Origin of the sequence: Marinobacter sp. MBR-99, assembly GCF_040547575.1 — a bacterium.
Taxonomy (GTDB): domain Bacteria; phylum Pseudomonadota; class Gammaproteobacteria; order Pseudomonadales; family Oleiphilaceae; genus Marinobacter.
Map to the genome: position 1 here is coordinate 15,468 of NZ_JBEPPY010000029.1, position 18,164 is coordinate 33,631.

At 57.9% G+C, this 18,164-nt stretch carries 16 protein-coding genes; 11 read left to right on the top strand and 5 right to left on the bottom strand.

Annotation, left to right across the window (positions count from 1 at the left end):
* Window positions 1-94 precede the first annotated feature (94 nt).
* From ABIE59_RS18865 to ahpF, 3 genes are all read left to right on the top strand, one after another.
* Window positions 95-1,312: a BCCT family transporter gene (locus ABIE59_RS18865; protein WP_354449283.1), complete on the top strand. Its 1,218-nt coding sequence runs from the start codon at window positions 95-97 to the stop codon at window positions 1,310-1,312.
* 128 nt (window positions 1,313-1,440) lie between these two features.
* The gene (gene ahpC, locus ABIE59_RS18870; protein WP_106693248.1) at window positions 1,441-2,004 is read left to right on the top strand and encodes an alkyl hydroperoxide reductase subunit C; all 564 of its coding nucleotides are present in this window, start codon (window positions 1,441-1,443) and stop codon (window positions 2,002-2,004) included.
* A gap of 222 nt (window positions 2,005-2,226) precedes the next feature.
* Complete coding sequence (gene ahpF, locus ABIE59_RS18875; protein ID WP_354449285.1) at window positions 2,227-3,792, top strand: alkyl hydroperoxide reductase subunit F; 1,566 nt, start codon at window positions 2,227-2,229, stop codon at window positions 3,790-3,792.
* A 74-nt stretch (window positions 3,793-3,866) separates the two neighbouring features.
* Here ahpF and ABIE59_RS18880 read toward each other — a convergent pair whose 3' ends face one another.
* On the bottom strand, window positions 3,867-4,538 hold the full coding sequence (locus ABIE59_RS18880) for a transglutaminase-like domain-containing protein (RefSeq protein WP_354449287.1): 672 nt from the start codon (window positions 4,536-4,538) through the stop codon (window positions 3,867-3,869).
* Between the two features lie 189 nt (window positions 4,539-4,727).
* Between ABIE59_RS18880 and ABIE59_RS18885 the strand changes: the two genes are divergently transcribed.
* The 4 genes from ABIE59_RS18885 to ABIE59_RS18900 all read left to right on the top strand — a co-directional run bounded on the left by ABIE59_RS18885 (window position 4,728) and on the right by ABIE59_RS18900 (window position 9,530).
* Entirely contained in the window at window positions 4,728-5,882 is a 1,155-nt protein-coding gene (locus ABIE59_RS18885; protein WP_354449289.1) for an ABC transporter substrate-binding protein, read from the top strand.
* Window positions 5,883-5,919: 37 nt separating this feature from the next.
* Window positions 5,920-6,462, top strand: a complete 543-nt coding sequence (locus ABIE59_RS18890) for a YgjV family protein (protein WP_354449291.1) — start codon at window positions 5,920-5,922, stop codon at window positions 6,460-6,462.
* Between the two features lie 123 nt (window positions 6,463-6,585).
* Window positions 6,586-8,112, top strand: coding sequence for a flavin-containing monooxygenase (locus ABIE59_RS18895; protein ID WP_354449293.1), 1,527 nt, complete (start codon window positions 6,586-6,588; stop codon window positions 8,110-8,112).
* Window positions 8,113-8,225: 113 nt separating this feature from the next.
* Entirely contained in the window at window positions 8,226-9,530 is a 1,305-nt protein-coding gene (locus tag ABIE59_RS18900) for a hypothetical protein (RefSeq protein ID WP_286921424.1), read from the top strand.
* A gap of 22 nt (window positions 9,531-9,552) precedes the next feature.
* Here the strand turns inward: ABIE59_RS18900 and ABIE59_RS18905 are convergent, their stop codons facing one another.
* The gene (locus ABIE59_RS18905) at window positions 9,553-10,404 is read right to left on the bottom strand and encodes a prolipoprotein diacylglyceryl transferase family protein (protein ID WP_354449295.1); all 852 of its coding nucleotides are present in this window, start codon (window positions 10,402-10,404) and stop codon (window positions 9,553-9,555) included.
* Window positions 10,405-10,753: 349 nt separating this feature from the next.
* On the opposite strand from ABIE59_RS18905, the gene ABIE59_RS18910 reads away from it, so the two are divergent.
* Window positions 10,754-12,085, top strand: coding sequence for a DEAD/DEAH box helicase (locus ABIE59_RS18910; RefSeq protein WP_106693255.1), 1,332 nt, complete (start codon window positions 10,754-10,756; stop codon window positions 12,083-12,085).
* 109 nt (window positions 12,086-12,194) lie between these two features.
* On the opposite strand, the gene ABIE59_RS18915 is transcribed toward ABIE59_RS18910, so the two are convergent.
* Together ABIE59_RS18915 and ABIE59_RS18920 are read right to left on the bottom strand one after the other, a co-directional pair.
* The gene (locus tag ABIE59_RS18915; protein WP_106693256.1) at window positions 12,195-12,923 is read right to left on the bottom strand and encodes an OmpW/AlkL family protein; all 729 of its coding nucleotides are present in this window, start codon (window positions 12,921-12,923) and stop codon (window positions 12,195-12,197) included.
* Window positions 12,924-13,091: 168 nt separating this feature from the next.
* The gene (locus ABIE59_RS18920) at window positions 13,092-13,556 is read right to left on the bottom strand and encodes a winged helix-turn-helix transcriptional regulator (RefSeq protein WP_354449298.1); all 465 of its coding nucleotides are present in this window, start codon (window positions 13,554-13,556) and stop codon (window positions 13,092-13,094) included.
* An 89-nt stretch (window positions 13,557-13,645) separates the two neighbouring features.
* On the opposite strand from ABIE59_RS18920, the gene ABIE59_RS18925 reads away from it, so the two are divergent.
* Window positions 13,646-14,758, top strand: coding sequence for an NADH:flavin oxidoreductase (locus tag ABIE59_RS18925; RefSeq protein WP_354449300.1), 1,113 nt, complete (start codon window positions 13,646-13,648; stop codon window positions 14,756-14,758).
* Window positions 14,759-14,911: 153 nt separating this feature from the next.
* On the top strand, window positions 14,912-15,223 hold the full coding sequence (gene bamE, locus ABIE59_RS18930; RefSeq protein WP_052009733.1) for an outer membrane protein assembly factor BamE domain-containing protein: 312 nt from the start codon (window positions 14,912-14,914) through the stop codon (window positions 15,221-15,223).
* Between the two features lie 24 nt (window positions 15,224-15,247).
* On the opposite strand, the gene ABIE59_RS18935 is transcribed toward bamE, so the two are convergent.
* Entirely contained in the window at window positions 15,248-15,886 is a 639-nt protein-coding gene (locus tag ABIE59_RS18935) for a TetR family transcriptional regulator (RefSeq protein WP_354449303.1), read from the bottom strand.
* A 458-nt stretch (window positions 15,887-16,344) separates the two neighbouring features.
* Between ABIE59_RS18935 and ABIE59_RS18940 the strand changes: the two genes are divergently transcribed.
* Window positions 16,345-17,928: a flavin-containing monooxygenase gene (locus tag ABIE59_RS18940; protein WP_354449305.1), complete on the top strand. Its 1,584-nt coding sequence runs from the start codon at window positions 16,345-16,347 to the stop codon at window positions 17,926-17,928.
* Window positions 17,929-18,164 lie beyond the last annotated feature (236 nt).

Genomic DNA, 18,164 nt, shown 5'->3' on the forward strand with positions numbered 1-18,164 from the left:
TGTGTCCGATTCGAATTAAGCAGCGCTTAAAAAGTAGAGGAGGAACACCCATGCTGTGCATTAAACTGAAAACAACCAACCGGAGGCTCAGCCCATGACACTCTGGTTATCCACAGGCCTGATCTTCACCTTCGCCGCCATTGCCCTGATTCTGTACAAATGGTGGGACGTACAGTGCATCGGTGTCACACCGGTTCGCACACTGACGTTCATTGCCATTCTGTTCACCTCGGGCCTGGATGTAGGGCTGATCATGTTCCCGCTGACCGAGTTCGGCAGCTACGCCGATCTGTCTGCCAGTCCGGAGTACGGATTCGCCAACCCCCTGGCCATTGAGTTTGGCTTCTGGGCCTTTCTGATCTGGGGCTTCTATTTCCTGACCTGTTTTTACTTCGCCATCATCGAGCCGAGGGTAAAGTTTTTTGAAATCCCGGTGGTGAAAATCATCAATAACGTGGTGATCATCGGTACCTGCGCCTTCACGGCGTACCTGTTGCTGGTGAACCTGCCCTGGTATCTGCCCCAGTTGGGCGACGGCGAAACCGTGATGCCGGCGTTCTACGTGATCGTGTTTGCGGCCATTGCCCTGGCGGTGTATTCCAGTTCCAAGATCAAGTATGTGCGGATTCTGAGTATCGGCTCCAGTGTGCTGTTTATTGCCCTGATTGCCGGCATGTGGCTGCGGGCCTTTGCCCTGGGCAAGGGCACCCCGGCGGATTTCTTCGGTACCGCGGGCATGCTGGGGGAATACTTTACCAACATTCACCGATTTGCCCTGCCGATCAACGACTACCATGAGTTCTACCTGTTCTGGTGGTTCTCCTGGAGTATCATGATCGGCCAGTTTACGGCGCGTTTCGTCAGTGGCATCAAAACCTGGCAGTTGCTGATTGCCATGCTGGTGGTGCCGTCCATCGCTATCGGTGTGTGGTTCTCGGTGCTGTTCCACTACCACGCCGAGGGTCTGAAAATTGCGGCATTCACCAATCTCGCCATGATCTCGGTGGGGGTTCTTATGGTGGTGAACTCGCTGGATTCGCTGATTCGACTGTACACCGATAACCTGAACCTGACCGCCCGGCGTATGGGGCGAATGAACTACGTGATCGTTAATTTTGGTGCCATGGTGATGCTGACCATGCTGTTCCAGCTGGATTTTCTGCGTATTCAGTGGGTTGGGGCGCTGGTAATCGGCCTCTACTTTGCCTGTTTTGCCTACATTCTGGTGAACAAGCGGGCCGAGGTGGCGGCCATCAAATCGTCACCAAAAGAAAATATTCTGGATTTCCGAAAGATTGAACTTGCGGGATAAGGCCCCATAGATAGGTTAAGCCTATTCCGGGTTTGGAAATAATCAATTTTCACCCAGTGGGCCAAAACCGTATCTTGTGCACCGTTTTCAAGCCTAAACCCAAATGAACCAACAGGAGTTATTCTGCGATGGGTATCATTAACAGCGAAATCAAACCGTTCAACGCCACCGCATTCAAGCAGGGCGAGTTTGTTGAAATCTCTGAAGCAGACGTGAAAGGCAAGTGGGCCATTTTCTTCTTCTACCCGGCCGACTTCACCTTCGTTTGCCCGACCGAACTGGGCGATGTCGCTGACAAGTACGAAGAGCTGCAGAAGCTGGGCGTTGAAGTGTTCTCTGTGTCTACCGACACCCACTTCACCCACAAAGCATGGCACGACACTTCCGACACCATCGGCAAGATCAACTACTACATGGTAGGCGACCAGACCGGCACCATCACCAACAACTTCGGTGTGATGCGTGAAGGCCAGGGCCTGGCAGACCGCGCTACTTTCCTGATCGATCCGGATGGCGTTATCCAGGCGATGGAAATCACTGCTGAAGGCATCGGCCGTGACGCAGACGACCTGCTGCGCAAGGTGAAGGCTGCCCAGTACGTTCGTAACCATCCTGGCGAAGTTTGCCCGGCCAAGTGGAAAGAAGGCGAAGAAACTCTGGCTCCGTCTCTGGACCTGGTTGGCAAGATCTAAGTTTCCCTGCACGGGTGAAACTTGCAAGAAGGCCCGCACAGCGGGCCTTTTTTGTATCTATCAATCGACTTTATGGAATCGTATAGGTCTGAGCTATCAGATGGGTTGGGTCAATCAATTTGAGAAGGCTCCGGCTTGCCCTTATCGTACCTGCAACTTCAGATAACGATTCATTTTTGAATTCAGACAGTTAGTTTCACGACATAAAGGGGAATACCGAACATGTTGGACGCCAATATCAAAGGACAGTTGAAGGCCTACATGGAAAAGCTGCAGCAGCCGATTGAGCTGGTGGCAGCCTACGACGACAGCAAAAAGTCCCAGGAGCTGAAGCAGTTGCTGGAAGAAATCGAGCCGATGTCCGAGAAAATCAGCCTGCGGACTGAAGATTCGGCTGATGTGCGTCGTCCGTCGTTTGCCATCAACCGTGTGGGCACTCACATTGGCGTGCGTTTCGCCGGTATTCCCATGGGCCACGAGTTTACCTCTCTGGTCCTTGCGCTGTTGCAGGTGGGCGGCCACCCGTCCAAAGCTTCCCAGGAAGTGATTCAGCAAATCCAGGAACTGGACGGTGAGTTCGAGTTCGAAACCTATTTCTCCCTGTCCTGCCAGAACTGCCCGGATGTCGTCCAGGCGTTTAACCTGATGAGTGTGCTGAACCCGAACATCAAGCACACGTCCATCGATGGCGCCCTGTTCCAGGACGAAGTCGAGCAGCGTGAAGTGATGGCGGTACCCAGTGTGTACCTGAATGGCCAGCCCTGGGGCCAGGGCCGGATGACGCTGGAAGAAATTGTGGCCAGGCTGGACACCAACTCGGCCGAGAAAGAAGCGAAGAAGATCAACCAGAAAGACGCCTTTGAGGTGCTGGTGATTGGCGGTGGCCCGGCGGGTTCCGCAGCGGCCATCTACGCGGCCCGTAAGGGGATTTCCACCGGGATTGCGGCCGAGCGCTTTGGTGGCCAGGTAGCCGATACCATGGGGATCGAAAACCTGATCTCCGTACCGTACACCGAGGGCCCGAAGCTGGTGGCGGCCATGGAACAGCATGTTAACGAATACGAAGTCGACATCATGAACATGCAGCGCGCGGAGAAGCTGATTCCCGCGGCACAGACCGGTGGCCTGCATGAAGTGAGGCTGGCAAATGGTGCTTCCCTGAAAGCGCGCACGGTGGTTCTGTCTACCGGTGCCCGCTGGCGCCAGATGGGTGTGCCGGGTGAGGAAGAGTACCGCAACAAGGGCGTGGCCTACTGCCCGCACTGCGACGGCCCGCTGTTCAAAGGCAAGCGCGTGGCGGTGATCGGCGGCGGTAACTCTGGCGTGGAAGCGGCGATCGACCTGGCCGGGATTGTCGGCCACGTCACCCTGATCGAGTTTGGTGCCGAAATGCGTGCGGACGAAGTACTGCAGAGGAAACTGCGCAGCCTTAAGAACGTGGAGATCATTACCTCTGGCCAGACCACCGAGATCACGGGTGAGAACGGCAAGGTAAATGGCCTGACCTACACCGACCGCAATACCGGTGAGTCGCACCACGTGGCGCTGGAGGGTGTGTTCGTGCAGATCGGCCTGGTGCCGAACACCGAGTGGCTGAAAGGCGACATCGAACTGAGCCAGCACGGTGAGATCATCGTAAATGATCGTAACGAGACGTCGATTCCGGGTGTGTTCGCCGCCGGTGATGCCACCACGGTGCCGTACAAGCAGATCGTGATTTCGATGGGCGAAGGTTCCAAAGCCGCCTTGAGCGCCTTCGATTTCCTGATCCGCAATTCGGCAGAGTAAGCTGTTCACTCAAGCCTGACCATTCAGGCTGACCCCTGTAACCGGCGCCCACGGGAAGTGGGTGGCCGGTTTTTTTATGGGTTGCTGGTGACGTCCTGCTCCAGGCTGCCATCAACGCGGGCGGGTTTTCCGTCGGCCTCAAACAGATGGCCGTACGCTGAACGCACCCCGTCAACGATAAAGTCGAAGGGCACGTCATCAAACACGCCGTGGTCGTTGATGTATTCCATATGGGCCTGGCCGTCTTCGGTGAACTCCTGGAACACGGAATCGTTCACGCCATCAAACTCCAGCGGCTCCACCTTCATCAAAGCACACAGCTGCTTGTTAAAGGCGGGGGTGGCTTTAACCCATTGGCCGTTCAGGTACAGCTCGATAAAGCCATGCATCCTGAAAATATCGGAGCGCAGCCACTCGATCAGCTTGGGGCTGGACAGGTGATTGCGTACATCGGCCAGGCCCAGACGGCTGGGAATGCCGATGTATCGTGCAGCTGCGCCGAGCAGGACCGCTTTGGGAATGCAGTAGCTCTCGCGGGATTCCAGCGCGTAGCTGGCAGACAGGGTGTTTGGGTCGGTCTGGAACACATAAGGGTTGTACTGGACACTGTCGCGCACCGCCAGGTACAACGCCTTGATCCGCTCTACCGGTTCATTGGGCACACCCTCAAGTTGCTGGTCAATCCAGGCTTTGACTTCCGGCTTGTCGTAATCGAAGAATGCGGTGGGCTTGAGGTAGTTTTCCATGGTGATCTTCCGGCATTGGCGCATGATTGACCGATGATCTCTCGGTTAGCAAGCTATGGGCAATGACATTATCCACCAATCCCGCTGACCTTCTGCACCGGGTGTGATCGAGTTGGTGTTCTCTGGGGCTCGTATGTTGGAATGTTCGTTATACTGAACGACCAGAAACGCCGGTGGTTAGGGAATTACATGGCATTACGCACAGTCCTGCTGATCAGTCTCATTGTTTGCTCTTTTATGCGGGTTGCGGATGCCGGCATACGACCAAGCGTGATGTTCCTGTCACCAGACGATTCGCGCTTCTGGCAGATGGTGGCGGGCTTTATGGAGCAGGTTGCGGTTGATCTGGATGTTGACCTCGAGATTCAGTTCGATACTGACAGGCACCGGTTCAGCTACTTGCGCATGGCTCAGCAAATCATCACCGCTGAGGAGAAGCCGGATTACCTGATCATCATGTGCAAAGAGCTCGTCACCACCCAGATACTGGAGCAGGCCTACGGGCAGGGTGTGAAAGTCTTCTCGTTCAATACCGATGTGCCCGAGACGACACGGGCGGCAGTGGGTATGCCGAGGGAGACTCTGGACAGCTGGATTGGTCATGTGGTGCCCGATAATGTGGAGGCCGGCCGAACCTTGGCCAAACTGTTGGAACGTCGGGCGGTGGAACGTGGTTTGGTTGAAGCCGGTGCGCCGGTGCCGATGGTGGCGTTGACCGGGACGCTGGATTCTTCGGCTGCCAGAGATCGTAACCAGGGGCTTCTGAACGCGACCAGTATTGGTCAAGCTCAGCTATTGCAGTTGGTGCTTGCTGAGTGGAGCGAACAGCAGGCCAGCGAAAAAATGTCGGTGTTATTCCGGCGCTACCCACAAACCACAGCGATCTGGAATGCCAGTGACGGAATGGCTCTCGGTGCCATTCAGGCGGCCAGAGACGCGGGCCGCAGGCCTGGCGAGGATGTGATTGTTGGTGGTGTGGACTGGGAGCCCAGAGCGTTGGCGGCCATTCACCGGGGCGATCTGACGGTGAGCCTTGGTCGCCATTTTATGGGTGGAGGCCTCGCGCTGTTGCTAATTCACGATTACCACCATGGTTACGACTTTGCTGAAGGCGGGCGATCGGCGGCCTTGAGCTACCAGTTTGAGCCGGCGACAGCCGACAATGTGCATTTGATCGAACGAATGCTGGCGCCGGAACACTGGCAGGCCCTCGATTTCAGGCAATTCAGCCGGGCGCTCAACCCAGAGCTGAGAGAACAGGACTTCAGCGCTGAGCAATTAATGGATCAGTTTTCGTCCGGGCTTATCCAGCAGGGCGGGGGAAACCCGCTGGTTCGCCAATAGGGCCGTTCCTCCTTTTTCTGGGCTGCACGGAATGCCTATGCCGGAATTTATGACCTCACTCAGCCTCACCGAAAGTCTTGGCCAGTTGTTTGGCCTGGTCGCGCTGGCCTTCTGCATTGCCGGCTTCGCCAACAAGAACGACGACCGGCTGATGGTGCTACTGATCTCCGCCAACGTCGCCTTCGCCCTGATGTTTGCCTTCTTTGAAAGCTGGACCGCTGCCGCGTTGACGGTGCTGGTGATTGTGCGCATCGCCCTGGCCAGGAAGTATCAGGGCAACTGGCCGATCATGGTGGCGATGCTGGGGGTTAACCTGCTGGTCGCCTGGGCTACCTGGAAGTCCGCCACGGATGTGTTTCCGCTGGCGGCGGCCATACTGGGCACCATCGGCATGTTTATGCTCCGGGGTATCCCGCTGCGCATTGTGCTGGGGCTGGCGGCGTTCTGCTGGATGCTGAATAACATTGTGATCGGTTCGGTGGGCGGGATTCTGGCCGAGGCCATGGTGCTGGTGACCAACGTGATCACCATCTACCGGCTGTATCGCATCCGCGAGAAGTACCCGGGGGTTGAAACCTAGACCGGGCTTTGGCTTTTGGCTGTCCTTACGGCGATTGGTGGAGACCAGGGCCAATTGCAGGTCACACTCTTGGGCGTACCTTAGGGGCACTGACAATAAGCATAAGCCCGGGAGTAACACACCATGAGCCACCAACATTACGACGTTCTGATCATCGGCGCCGGCGTTTCCGGCATTGGCATGGCTTGCCATCTGAAACGGGAATGCCCTGGCAAGCGCTTCGCCATTCTCGAGCGCAGGCAGTCGTTAGGAGGCACCTGGGATCTGTTCCGTTACCCCGGCATTCGCTCCGATTCCGACATGTTCACCTTTGGCTACAACTTCCGGCCCTGGACCGGTGGCAAGGTGCTGGCCGATGGAGCCTCCATCAAGCAGTACGTGGCCGACACCGCCCGGGAAAACGATGTGGAAAGGAACATCCGCTACGGTGTGGCGGTAAAGACTGCTGACTGGTCCAGTGAGGAAAAATGCTGGAAGCTGACGGCGGTGAATGAAAAGACCGGCGAAGCGGAGACCTACACGGCCAGCTTCCTGGTGGGCTGCACCGGTTACTACAACTACGATCAGGGCTACAAGCCCGATTTCCCCGGCGAAAAAGACTTCAAGGGCCAGGTGGTGCACCCGCAGCACTGGCCGGAGAACCTGGATTACTCCGGAAAGAAAGTGGTGGTGATTGGCAGTGGGGCGACCGCCATTACCTTGGTGCCCACCATGGCGGAAAAAGCCGCCCATGTGACCATGCTGCAGCGTTCGCCCACCTACCTGATGCCTTTGCCGTCGACCGACAAGGTCACTCTGGCGCTGCAGAAGGTATTGCCGGAGAAAGCCGCTTACCGGCTGACCCGGGCCCGTAATATTTCCATTTCACGCCTGTTGTATGAGCGTTCCCGCAAGAGCCCGAAGGCCATGCGCCGGTTGTTCCTGTCGGTGATCAAGCGCCAGTTGAAGGGCAAGGCGGATATGCGCCACTTTACCCCCGACTACAACCCCTGGGATCAGCGCCTGTGTGTGGTGAAAGACGGCGACCTGTTTGATGCCATCAAGGCGGGTACTGCCTCGATCAAAACCGACCATATTGAACGTTTCACCGACACCGGCATTCGCCTCAAATCCGGTGAAGAGCTCGAAGCAGATATCATCATTCCGGCCACCGGCCTGGATATTCAGATGCTGGGTGGTATCCAGCCCACGGTGGATGGCCAGGGCGTAGTCTTGAAGGAAAAGGTGATCTACAAGAACGTGATGGTGGAAGGCATGCCCAACGCCGCCATGATCTTCGGGTACACCAACATCTCCTGGACCCTCAAGGCCGATATTGCCAGCGAATACCTGTGCCGGCTGATCAACCATATGGATCGCAAAGGTTATCAGGTGGTGGTGCCGCGAGACACGGAAAACAGCCTGGGTAACGACACCATTCTGGGTTCGCTGGACGCCGGTTACATCAAGCGTGCCGAAGATCGCCTGCCGCGCCAGGGCACTCACGGGCCCTGGAAGGCGAGCCAGAACTACCTGCAAGATGTGAAGATTCTGCGCTTTGAGCCCATTGAAGACGGTTATCTGGAGTTTGATGGCCGGTGCAGCCAGCAGGCCAGCCCGGAAAAGGCGGGCTTCCTGAAACCGCTGCGCTCGGCGTTGTTCGGGGCCTGAGCGGACAGCCATTGGCGCAGGGTATCCCCATAATTGCGGATAGCGCTGTGTAGATAGGTTCCTTAACATGGTAGGTCACCATGCTACTCGACTGACCTGCCGGGAACCTTGCTGTGTCCACACTCCGATCCGCACTGGCCTATGTGGCCCTGATTGCTGCAGTACTGGCGACCCTGCCGGGCATGGCATTTCTGGGCGCGGTGGCCGTAAGCATGGCGGTCAGTCTTGGATGGCGGGATATGCGCCGGGTACCCCGAGGAGTCTTCGCCGTGGCGGTGCTGGCGATGGCCTTTGCGTTTGGCCGTGACCCCGGATTGGTGGAAGGGGCGGCCGGGAACATGACCCGTTTGGCCGGGCTGATTCTGTCGGTGATGTTGCTGTCTTCGGTTTTGGCCGGTTCCCGGGATCTGCAGCGAATCTCCAGCAGTCTGTTCAGCGGCAAGCCGGGTACCCGGTATGCGAGCCTGGCGTTCGGCACGGCGCTGGTGTCGGTACCTCTCAACTTCGGTTCGGTGGCGGTGGTTGGTAGCCTGATCTCCGAGCGAATCCGCCGTTCCGGCGATTCTGCGGCCACCCGCAACAGCACCCGGGCGGTGCTCCGAGGCTTTGGTGTATCACCAATCTGGTCTCCGTTATCCATCTCCGTAGCGCTGACATTGACGCTTCTGCCCACCCTTGGCGGTGCTCAGCTCATTGGTCTTTCACTGCCGTTCGCCATGCTGGTGCTTCTGGCGGGTTTTCTCTGGCGCGAGCCGGAGCCGCAGCTTGAAACGGGTGCAGCCGCAGACACCGCCGGGGCTGCAGCCTGGTTGCGGTTTGGCGGGATTATCCTGGGCATCTGTATCGGGGTATTCCTGTTCAGCCATGTTTATGAATTCAGTTACGCTCGTTCGGTTACCCTGAGCTGCCTGGCGGCGGTCATCATCGGCTGGGGGCTGTCCTTCGCTGGCGGCCACACGCCCCGCCCACCCACGATGGCCAATGTCAGTAATGAACTGGCCATTGTCGGTGGTTCCGCTTTTATTGGTTCGGTGATCAGTGCGGTGGTGCTTGGGCAGGTGAACGGCGATATGGGCTTGCCGGGCTGGGCGTGGCCGGTACTGGCGGCACTGGTGCCCTGGAGTTTCTTTCTGGCTGGGCTGGCCGGTGCCAACCCGATCCTCACAGGTACCTTGATTGGCGGTATCCTGGGGCCAGCGTGGCCACCTGGCGCCGTGCTGGGGTTGGGCTTTGCCATGGTCACCGGCTGGGGTATCACGGCGTTCGGCACCCCGTTTGCGGCCAATGCCCTGATCATGGAGCGGCTGACAGGTTATCGCGCCCGGGATGCGTCCTTGAGGTGGAGCCTGGCGTTGTCGTTAATCGCGTTGTCCGCCGCCAGTGCTATTGCCGCTGGCCTGACGGTCTGGCTGGCCTGATCCGTTTTCGCAATCCGTGGCTTTATTCTGCGTATCCGACCGCTTCGTCATAGGCCACCAGGAATTGCGGATCGAAACGCTCCAGCGATCGGGCCAGGCTGGCACGGGACAGTTCACCCATGTGGCTGTCCACCAGGTTGCCTTCAGCGTTATAGAACAGGGTGGTCGGCAGGCCGTGGCTGCCGGTCACCCGGCCGAACTGGCCCTGCCGGTCGCTCAGCACATGGTGTAAATCCAGGTTCTGTTCAGACAGGAATCGCTGGATGGTTTCCGGGTGCTCGCCCTGGTTGGCGAAAACGAAATTGATGCCGGGGTAGCGCTTCTGGGCTTCCTCCAGCACCGGCATTTCCCGGATACAGGGCGGGCACCAGGTGGCCCAGAGGTTCACGACCGTGGGCTGGCCATTGGCGATGGCGCTCAAATCGACCGGTTGCTCGTTGAGATCGGTCAGGGCCACTTCGGGCAGGCCTTTGAGTTGCTGATTGATCAGCTGAATGGCACCGCCAGTCAGGCCCCAGGTCAGCAGGCCGGCCGCCATGGCCGTGCCCAGCGCCCGGCGGCTGCTGGCCCGGCGCCACATCAGGAAGCCGGCAAACACGAGGGCGGCAACCAGGCCTGTGACCATATCAAAGCCACCGTCCCGGATATCAATCATGCCCAGCCAGTCGCCTTGGTAGTGCTCGTAATAGCGAATCACGAACCCGATGCGGGCACTGAGCATAGCGACCACGAAGATATCCGCCAATGTGCCGGCGATGGGTGTTCCATGTTTGCGGCCGGTGATGCCCCCGACGATCAGAGCAACTATGAAAGCCAGGACCAGAAGCAGATGCCCGACAGAAAAACTGATAGGGCCAACGCCAACACTGAGCATGGTATCTCCGGGTTATGAAAGGATGTTTGGAACAGGTACGGCGTCTAGTGACCGGCAGGGCGGGTCAGAGTTCCATTTATTCGACTGGAAATGAAAGCCTGCTAATCAAAACCACCTATAGCTATTTCTCCAGCCCTCTGTTACCGTGCCTGCATCCTGCCTCTAGGGATTCCGCAGTTTCTGGCCCAAAGCCGCTTTGCGAACCATCCATACGACCTGTCAGAGGACGTCACCCCGAATTCGGCGCGTGACCGTAGTCGTCTTTTATTCCATGAATGTTCATGGCATCTGCCCGCATTCGCCGCATCCGGTGTTCGTGGAGGCAGAATCAATCAAGAGTATATTTTATATGAGTTTTTCTTCCCTCGGTTTGTCCGAGCAGCTGGTCCGTGCCACTTCCGATCAGGGTTATGACACCCCTTCTCCCATTCAGCTTCAGGCGATTCCTGCCGTGTTGTCTGGTAGAGACGTGATGGCTGCGGCCCAGACGGGTACCGGCAAAACTGCCGGCTTTACCCTGCCTCTTTTGCAGCGCCTGGCTGATAACCCGCGCAATGGCAAAGGCCCCCGTGCGTTGATTCTGACGCCCACCCGGGAGCTGGCAGCACAGGTGCACGACAGTGTGAACCTTTACAGCAGATACGTTCCAACCAAGGCCGCTGTGGTTTTTGGTGGTGTGAAAATCAATCCGCAGATGATGAAGCTGCGCAAAGGCGTTGATGTACTGGTGGCGACACCGGGCCGCCTGATGGATCTTTATCAGCAGAACGCCGTGCGCTTCAACGAAGTGGAAATCCTGGTACTGGACGAAGCCGACCGCATGCTCGACATGGGCTTTATCCGCGACATCCGCAAGATCCTTGCCCTGTTGCCGGCCAAGCGCCAGAACCTGTTGTTCTCCGCCACCTTCTCCAACGAGATTCGTGGTCTGGCTGAGGGCTTGCTGGATAACCCGGTGCAGGTAGAAGTGGCTGCCCGTAACACCTCGGCTGAAAGCATTGTTCAGTCGGTTTATCCGGTCGACCAGAGCCAGAAAACCGCCCTGCTGAGCAAGCTGGTGCGTGACAATGGCTGGGAGCAGGTACTGGTATTCACCCGTACCAAGCACGGCGCCAACCGCCTGACCCAGAAGCTGGAAAAAGACGGCATTACCGCCGCTGCCATCCACGGCAACAAGTCACAGGGTGCCCGCACCCGTGCGCTGGCGGACTTCAAGGCCGGCGAAGTGCGTGTGCTGGTTGCTACCGATATCGCCGCCCGTGGCCTTGATATCAAGCAGTTGCCCCAGGTGGTGAACTTTGAATTGCCGAACGTGCCGGAAGACTACGTGCACCGCATCGGTCGTACTGGCCGTGCCGGCGAAAGTGGCCATGCCCTGTCGCTGGTGAGCGCCGATGAAGGCAAGATGCTGGCGGGCATTGAGCGGCTGATCAAAAAGCAGCTGCCGCGCAAGGAAATCGAAGGCTTTGAGCCGAAGAACAACTTGCCGCTGAAGCCCAAAGCGAAGGCCGACCCGAGTAAGGCTCGCAATCGTCGCCCTCAGGGTGGCGCTGGCAAGAGCTTTGGCCCGAAACCGGCTGGTCGCAGCGGCGGTCGTGGCCGTGGTGGTCAGGGCGACGGCCAAGGCCGTGGCCAGGGGCAGGGTAGAAGTGGCCGCCCGGCTCAGCGCCAGAGCGCCTGATCACCCCGGTTCTCCAGACATAAAAAAGCGGGGCTGCAAAACAGCCCCGCACAGGAGAACGCACCAGCTGGCAGCCCACAGACCAGAAGGCTGCCAGGGGTACGTGGGATCAGAACTTGTAGGTGAAACCGACCATGTAGACCATGGGGTCGATTTCAACTTCGAACTTGTCGGTCTGTGCGGCGAAGTCACCGTTCGCATCGTAAACCTTCACACGGGCATCGGTATTGATGTCTGCCCACCAGATTGCCGCGTTAAGACCAAAATTCTCACTCAGCATGTAGTCCATACCCACTTCCACGGCCACGCCAACACTGTCGTCCAGGTCGAGTGACGTGCGGGCTCCGGGGATGCCGTATTCTGCAGCAACCACGCTATCCAGAGTTCCGGTGGTCTTCTCTTCAAAGAAAGTGGTGTAGTTGACGCCCACGCCCACGAACGGCTGGAAGGCTGAAGAGCTTGCCATCGGGAAGTACTGCAGTGTCAGGGTTGGCGGCAGGTGCTTGGTTTCGCCCAGCTTGATGTCACTCGGAATATCGCCGCCACCGTTGATGTTGTGCTTGAATGGGGTTGCACCCAGCAGGCCGACACCGAGGTTGTTGGTGAACATATAGGTGGCACGCAGGCCCAGCTGTGTATTGGAATCGACGGTGACTTTTGAATCCGCACCGGAAAGCAGCGGCGCGCCACCCACAGTGATAGAGTCACTGGAATCATCCGGCGCCACATGCACAACACCCGCACGCAGAATGAAATCACCCGCTTCGAAAGCCTGAACCGCCGGTGCAGTTGCCATCACAGCCGCTGCCAGAACACCCAATTTGAAACCACGAGACATAGCCATCTCCTTATCCATTAAAAGTCGATGGGCTCAATGTAATGGAGCGGGGCCGGGGAAACTTGATTTAGCGCAAGAAATGGCGGGCAGCGGATTTGGTTTGGTGTGGCTCTTGATTCAGCTCAAAAAAAATGGGGTGATTCCGGCAAATGCGGTATTCACGCATGGTCAGGCGGAGCGAGAGGCTTCTTCCTGGTCTTCAGCAACAAATACATCGCGAATACCCAAGGGCTGGCCTTCCGAGTTCTGCACGGTCACCGGTTGCACTGGCTGGCCGCTCTCACGGTCACGAAGATCCAATGGCTGGCCGTCCGGCGCCGGGTTCCATTTGTCGCCCCACTGGCGCAGGGCCACCACCACCGGGAACAGATCCCGGCCTTTCTCTGTCAGGCGGTATTCGAAGCGGGAGCCGTGCTCCCCAACGTCTACTTTGCGAAGCACGTCGTTATCAACCAGGCGTGCCAGGCGGTCGCACAGAATGTTCTTGGCAATGCCCAACTGCTGTTGAAAATCCACAAACCGGCGGGTGCCGTACATGGCGTGCAGCACAATCAGCAGGGACCACCAGTCCCCCACTTCATTCAGGGCACGGGCGACGGAGCAATTGGAGTCATCAAAACGTTTTCTGGCCATGTGAGGGAGTGTACCGAATAGGGTTGCATTTTGAAACCGGATTTAATAGGGTTGCTTTACGAAACCAAATTAATGAGGTTGCACATCACATGAGTATGAATCTTGGTCCTATGTTTGAGCCGTTTGAACTTCACAACCTCAAGCTGCGCAATCGCGTAGCCATGGCTCCGATGACCCGTAACTTCTCGCCCAAGGGCGTGCCGGGCCAGAACGTGGTGGATTACTACCGCCGCCGCGCCGAAGCCGGTGTTGGCCTGATCATCACCGAGGGCACCATCGTGAACCACGCGGCGGCCAACGGTTACCCGAATGTACCGGCTTTCTACGGTGACGAAGCCCTGGCCGGTTGGAAGAAAGTGGTTGATGCCGTACACGAAGCAGGCGGCGCCATTTTCCCGCAGCTGTGGCACGTAGGTGCCGTGCGTAAAGAAGGCACCGAGCCGGATCCGTCCGTCCCCGGTTACAGCCCGTCTGGCCTGTTCGCTCCAGGCAAGCCCAACGGCAAGGCGATGACCAAGGAAGATATCGATGACGTGATCAAAGCCTTCGGCGACGCCGCCCAGGACGCCAAGGCTCTGGGTTTTGACGGCGTGGAAATCCACGGCGCCCACGGCTACCTGCTGGACCAGTTCCTGTGGGAAGGCACCAACCAGCGTGACGACGAATACGGCGGCAGCCTGGAAAACCGTCTGCGCTTTGTGGTGGAAATCGTGGAAGAGGTGCGCCACCGCGTAGGCCCGGATTACCCGATCATGCTGCGCTTCTCCCAGTGGAAGCAGCAGGATTATGAAGCAAAACTGGTGAACAGCCCGGAAGAACTCGACCGCTTCCTGAAACCGCTGGTTGAGGCCGGTGTCGATATTTTCCACGCCTCCACCCGCCGCTTCTGGGAGCCGGAGTTCGAAGGTTCCAACCTGAACCTGGCCGGCTGGACCCAGAAACTTTCCGGCAAGCCGACCATGTCTGTCGGCAGTGTGGGCCTGACCGAAGACTTCATCAGCGGCACCTTCGCCAGTAAGAAAGAAGCGGTGGAGCAGTCCGGTATTGATGAGCTGGTAGAGCGAATGAATAACGGCGAATTCGACTTGATCGCCGTTGGCCGCGCCCTGCTGCAAGATCCGGAGTGGCTGGTGAAAGTGAAAGAAGGCCGCCTGAACGAAGTGGAAGCCTTCGCCAAGAAATCCCTGGCCAAGCTTTACTGATCGACCTATCCCTTCGATCCTGATTGCCGCGGGGCCTGTTCAGGCCCTGCGGCTTTTTTGTGGGTGAAAGTTATCCGGTTGTTAATCGCACAGTTTTACAGAACCGCTATGCTGTGTTCAGTAATGACTCAACCATCGAAAAAGGAGTTGTATATGGCAGTGGCTCGACATCTGAAACTGGCTGGCATGGCCTTGTTGTTGGCGACCCTGGTGGGCTGCGCGACGGTAGGCCGAGATTTTGCGACCCATAACGTGGACCAGATCCGCATTGGTGAAACCACCCGGGCCGACATTCAGGATATGTTCGGGGAACCCTGGCGCACCGGGGTGGAAGACGGTAAGCGCACCTGGACCTATGGGAAGTACCGTTGGTCTGCCTTTGGTGATGCCGAAACGACGGACCTGGTGGTGCGGTTCAACAGCGATGGCACGGTGTCATCCTACGTGTTTAATACCACGGAGTAGCGCAGTTCAGTGCCGGGTCGGACCTTAGGTTTGGCCCGGTGCGGTTTTCATCGCCAGCACTTCTTCCTCGTCCAGCCCTTCAATCATGGCCCCCCGGAACTGCCGGTTGATAAACCGTTCGGTTTCCTGCTGGATCTTTTCCCGCTGCTCGGGCTTCTCGATGTAATCCATGGCCCGGAACAGGATGTAGCGGATGGTCATGTGGGAAACCTCATGCACCACAGCGGCCTCCACACCCGGCACCAATCCCCGCTCAAGAATGTCCTCCGCCATCTCCCGGGCACTGGCATCCAGCTGCGCCTCCAGCGCCCGGCGCAACACTGGTGAGGGCCCGTGCAGTTCGCGGACGGCGACCGTGGTGGCGGCGGGATTGGCGAGGAAGTAGTGGTACACAAAGGTGACGGTGTCGTGGGATGCCTGCTCGGATGAGTCCGCCATCTGCCGCAGTTGCCGCACACCGGTTTTCATGTCCTCGGCGATATACCCCAGCACCTGCAGCCCGAATTCGTCCAGACTCTTGAAGTGCCGGTAAAAGGTATTCGGATTCAACCCAGCCTCACGGGCCAGCTCCCTCAGCCCGAGAGATGTCAGGCTCCGAGTTTCGGTAATCAACCGCAGAGCGGCCTGTACCAGTTTCAGTTTTCCGCCGGCCAGTGTGTTCACTTTTTACCTCTTGTTTGGGAGTCAGGTTGGTTCGGTGCCTGCTTCCGTTTCTGGAGTTAGTCCACTCTGGTGGAGCTTTCGAACATTGGCGTATGGATTCCTTCCCAACAGATCAATTTGGGAGACGGCTATCACAATAGTTTAACGGTTGGTTTGGGGGTGGGCTTCCAAAACTGTGCGGAGCCATGGATGGCGGAGCCCAAGCGCCACATGGATGTGCCGAAGGAGCGTGTTTTGGAAGCCCACCCCCAAACCAACCAACCCCCGGAGCCAGAGGCCAGTTGAACAAGACTCCCAATCACGGGGCCACACAGGCCAACAATCTGTCACCCAAGGCCAAACACCCGCTCCGGAGTATACAAGTGTCTACCCATGGCGGTATACATGTGTCTACCGGTCAATGATGACCATCCAGACAACAACAGGCAAGGCCAAACAGGCCACACAGGAGTGCAGCAATGACACAAACCGCACAAATCGCCATCATCGGCACCGGCTTCTCCGGCCTCGGCATGGCCATCAAACTCAAAGAAGCCGGCTTCAACGACTTCGTCATCCTCGAACAAAGCGACGACATCGGCGGCACCTGGCACGAAAACCACTACCCGGGTTGCGCCTGCGACGTGCAATCTGCGCTGTACTCCTTCTCATTCGAACAAAACCCCAACTGGACCCGCATGTTCGCGCCCCAGCCGGAAATCAAAGCCTACCTGCGCCACTGCGCGGAAAAGTACGGCCTGCTCGAGCACATCCAGCTCAACACCCACGTGGCCGGTGCCCGCTGGAATGAAAAAACCGGGGCCTGGACCATCGAAACCTGCGACAGCCCCAAGCTCTGGGCCTACATGCAAACCAACAACCTGAAGCCCGGGGATGTCCTGGATCGCAGCGATAAAACCCTGCCCAGGTTCCGCAAGCTGCACGCCCAGGTGCTGGTGTCCGGCATGGGTGGCCTGAGTACACCTGCCTACCCGGATATCAAGGGCATGGACACCTTCACCGGTACCAGCTTCCACTCCCAGAACTGGGACCACGACTATGATTTTCGCGGCAAGCGAGTGGCGGTAATCGGCACCGGAGCCTCGGCCATCCAGTTTGTGCCGGAGATCGCCAAGGATGCCGCCCACCTGGATCTGTACCAGCGCACGCCACCGTGGATCATGCCCAAGCCGGACCGGGAAATCCGCCCGCTGGAGCGGATGATGTTCCGTAAGGTGCCGCAAACCCTGAGTGCGTTTCGCCAGAGTATCTACTGGATGCTGGAAGCCCGGGTGCTGGGCTTTGTTGGTAACCCGCGCATCCTGAAAATCGGTGAGCTGCAGGCCCGGCGACATATTCGCAGTCAGATCAAAGACAAGGAACTGCGCAAGAAAGTGACGCCGGATTTCCATTTCGGCTGCAAGAGGGTGCTGATCTCCAACAATTACTATCCGGCGCTGGATCAGGATCATGTGGACGTGCTCACCGATGGCATCCGTGAGGTCAAGGGCAATACCATCATTGATAGCAATGGTACCGAGCGCCAGGTGGACTGCATCGTTTACGGCACCGGCTTCAAGGCCCAGGAGCCGATTCCCCGGGGCATGATCTTCGGTCGCGGCGGCCAGGACCTGCTCGATGCCTGGCGCGAAGGGGCGGAAGCCTACAAGGGCACCACGGTAGCCGGCTTCCCCAATTTCTTCATGCTGATGGGCCCGAACACCGGGCTGGGGCACAGCTCCATGGTGTACATGATCGAATCCCAGGTCCAGTACGTGCTGGATGCCCTGAAAAAAATGCAGCACCGGGGCTGGAAGACGGTGGAAGTGAGGGAAGACGCCGTCAGCCAGTACAACGCCTCGATTCACGCAAAGCTTGGCGATTCGGTGTGGCAGACCGGCTGCAAGAGCTGGTACGTGAACGAGAATGGTAAGAACACCACCCTGTGGCCGGGCTTTACCTGGCAGTTCCGGCAGCAGACCAAGCGTTTTGATGCCGAGCAGTATGTGTGTGAAGCGGCGGGAGTGATGGAGCAGGGTGGCGAGCCGGCGTTGGTTGGCTAGGGTCGGAGAGACGGGAGAGTCCGAGCCTGGATGGCCCCGGGCTCTGCGGCTTTTTCTGGCCTGATCTTGGATAGGCGCCAGATTTCCGGTACCTTTGACCACACTACAGGCATGGATTGTGCCGATTAACACCTTGTGGATACACGGACGTGACCAAAATAGCAGACCCGCACTCGCTTGCGCTTCATGAAGCGTTGATGATCGAGGGTGGTTGGGACCAATACTCCGATAGGGAA

What these genes read in the sequence shown, in the direction of transcription:
- ABIE59_RS18895 (WP_354449293.1), top strand. Translation starts at nt 6,586, where the DNA reads ATGAGCCACCAACATTACGACGTTCTGATCATCGGCGCCGGCGTTTCC.
- ABIE59_RS18915 (WP_106693256.1), bottom strand. Translation starts at nt 12,923, where the DNA reads ATGTCTCGTGGTTTCAAATTGGGTGTTCTGGCAGCGGCTGTGATGGCA.
- ABIE59_RS18920 (WP_354449298.1), bottom strand. Translation starts at nt 13,556, where the DNA reads ATGGCCAGAAAACGTTTTGATGACTCCAATTGCTCCGTCGCCCGTGCC.
- ABIE59_RS18905 (WP_354449295.1), bottom strand. Translation starts at nt 10,404, where the DNA reads ATGCTCAGTGTTGGCGTTGGCCCTATCAGTTTTTCTGTCGGGCATCTG.
- ABIE59_RS18940 (WP_354449305.1), top strand. Translation starts at nt 16,345, where the DNA reads ATGACACAAACCGCACAAATCGCCATCATCGGCACCGGCTTCTCCGGC.
- ABIE59_RS18890 (WP_354449291.1), top strand. Translation starts at nt 5,920, where the DNA reads ATGCCGGAATTTATGACCTCACTCAGCCTCACCGAAAGTCTTGGCCAG.
- ABIE59_RS18865 (WP_354449283.1), top strand. Translation starts at nt 95, where the DNA reads ATGACACTCTGGTTATCCACAGGCCTGATCTTCACCTTCGCCGCCATT.
- ahpC (WP_106693248.1), top strand. Translation starts at nt 1,441, where the DNA reads ATGGGTATCATTAACAGCGAAATCAAACCGTTCAACGCCACCGCATTC.
- bamE (WP_052009733.1), top strand. Translation starts at nt 14,912, where the DNA reads ATGGCAGTGGCTCGACATCTGAAACTGGCTGGCATGGCCTTGTTGTTG.
- ABIE59_RS18885 (WP_354449289.1), top strand. Translation starts at nt 4,728, where the DNA reads ATGGCATTACGCACAGTCCTGCTGATCAGTCTCATTGTTTGCTCTTTT.
- ABIE59_RS18925 (WP_354449300.1), top strand. Translation starts at nt 13,646, where the DNA reads ATGAGTATGAATCTTGGTCCTATGTTTGAGCCGTTTGAACTTCACAAC.
- ahpF (WP_354449285.1), top strand. Translation starts at nt 2,227, where the DNA reads ATGTTGGACGCCAATATCAAAGGACAGTTGAAGGCCTACATGGAAAAG.
- ABIE59_RS18910 (WP_106693255.1), top strand. Translation starts at nt 10,754, where the DNA reads ATGAGTTTTTCTTCCCTCGGTTTGTCCGAGCAGCTGGTCCGTGCCACT.
- ABIE59_RS18880 (WP_354449287.1), bottom strand. Translation starts at nt 4,538, where the DNA reads ATGGAAAACTACCTCAAGCCCACCGCATTCTTCGATTACGACAAGCCG.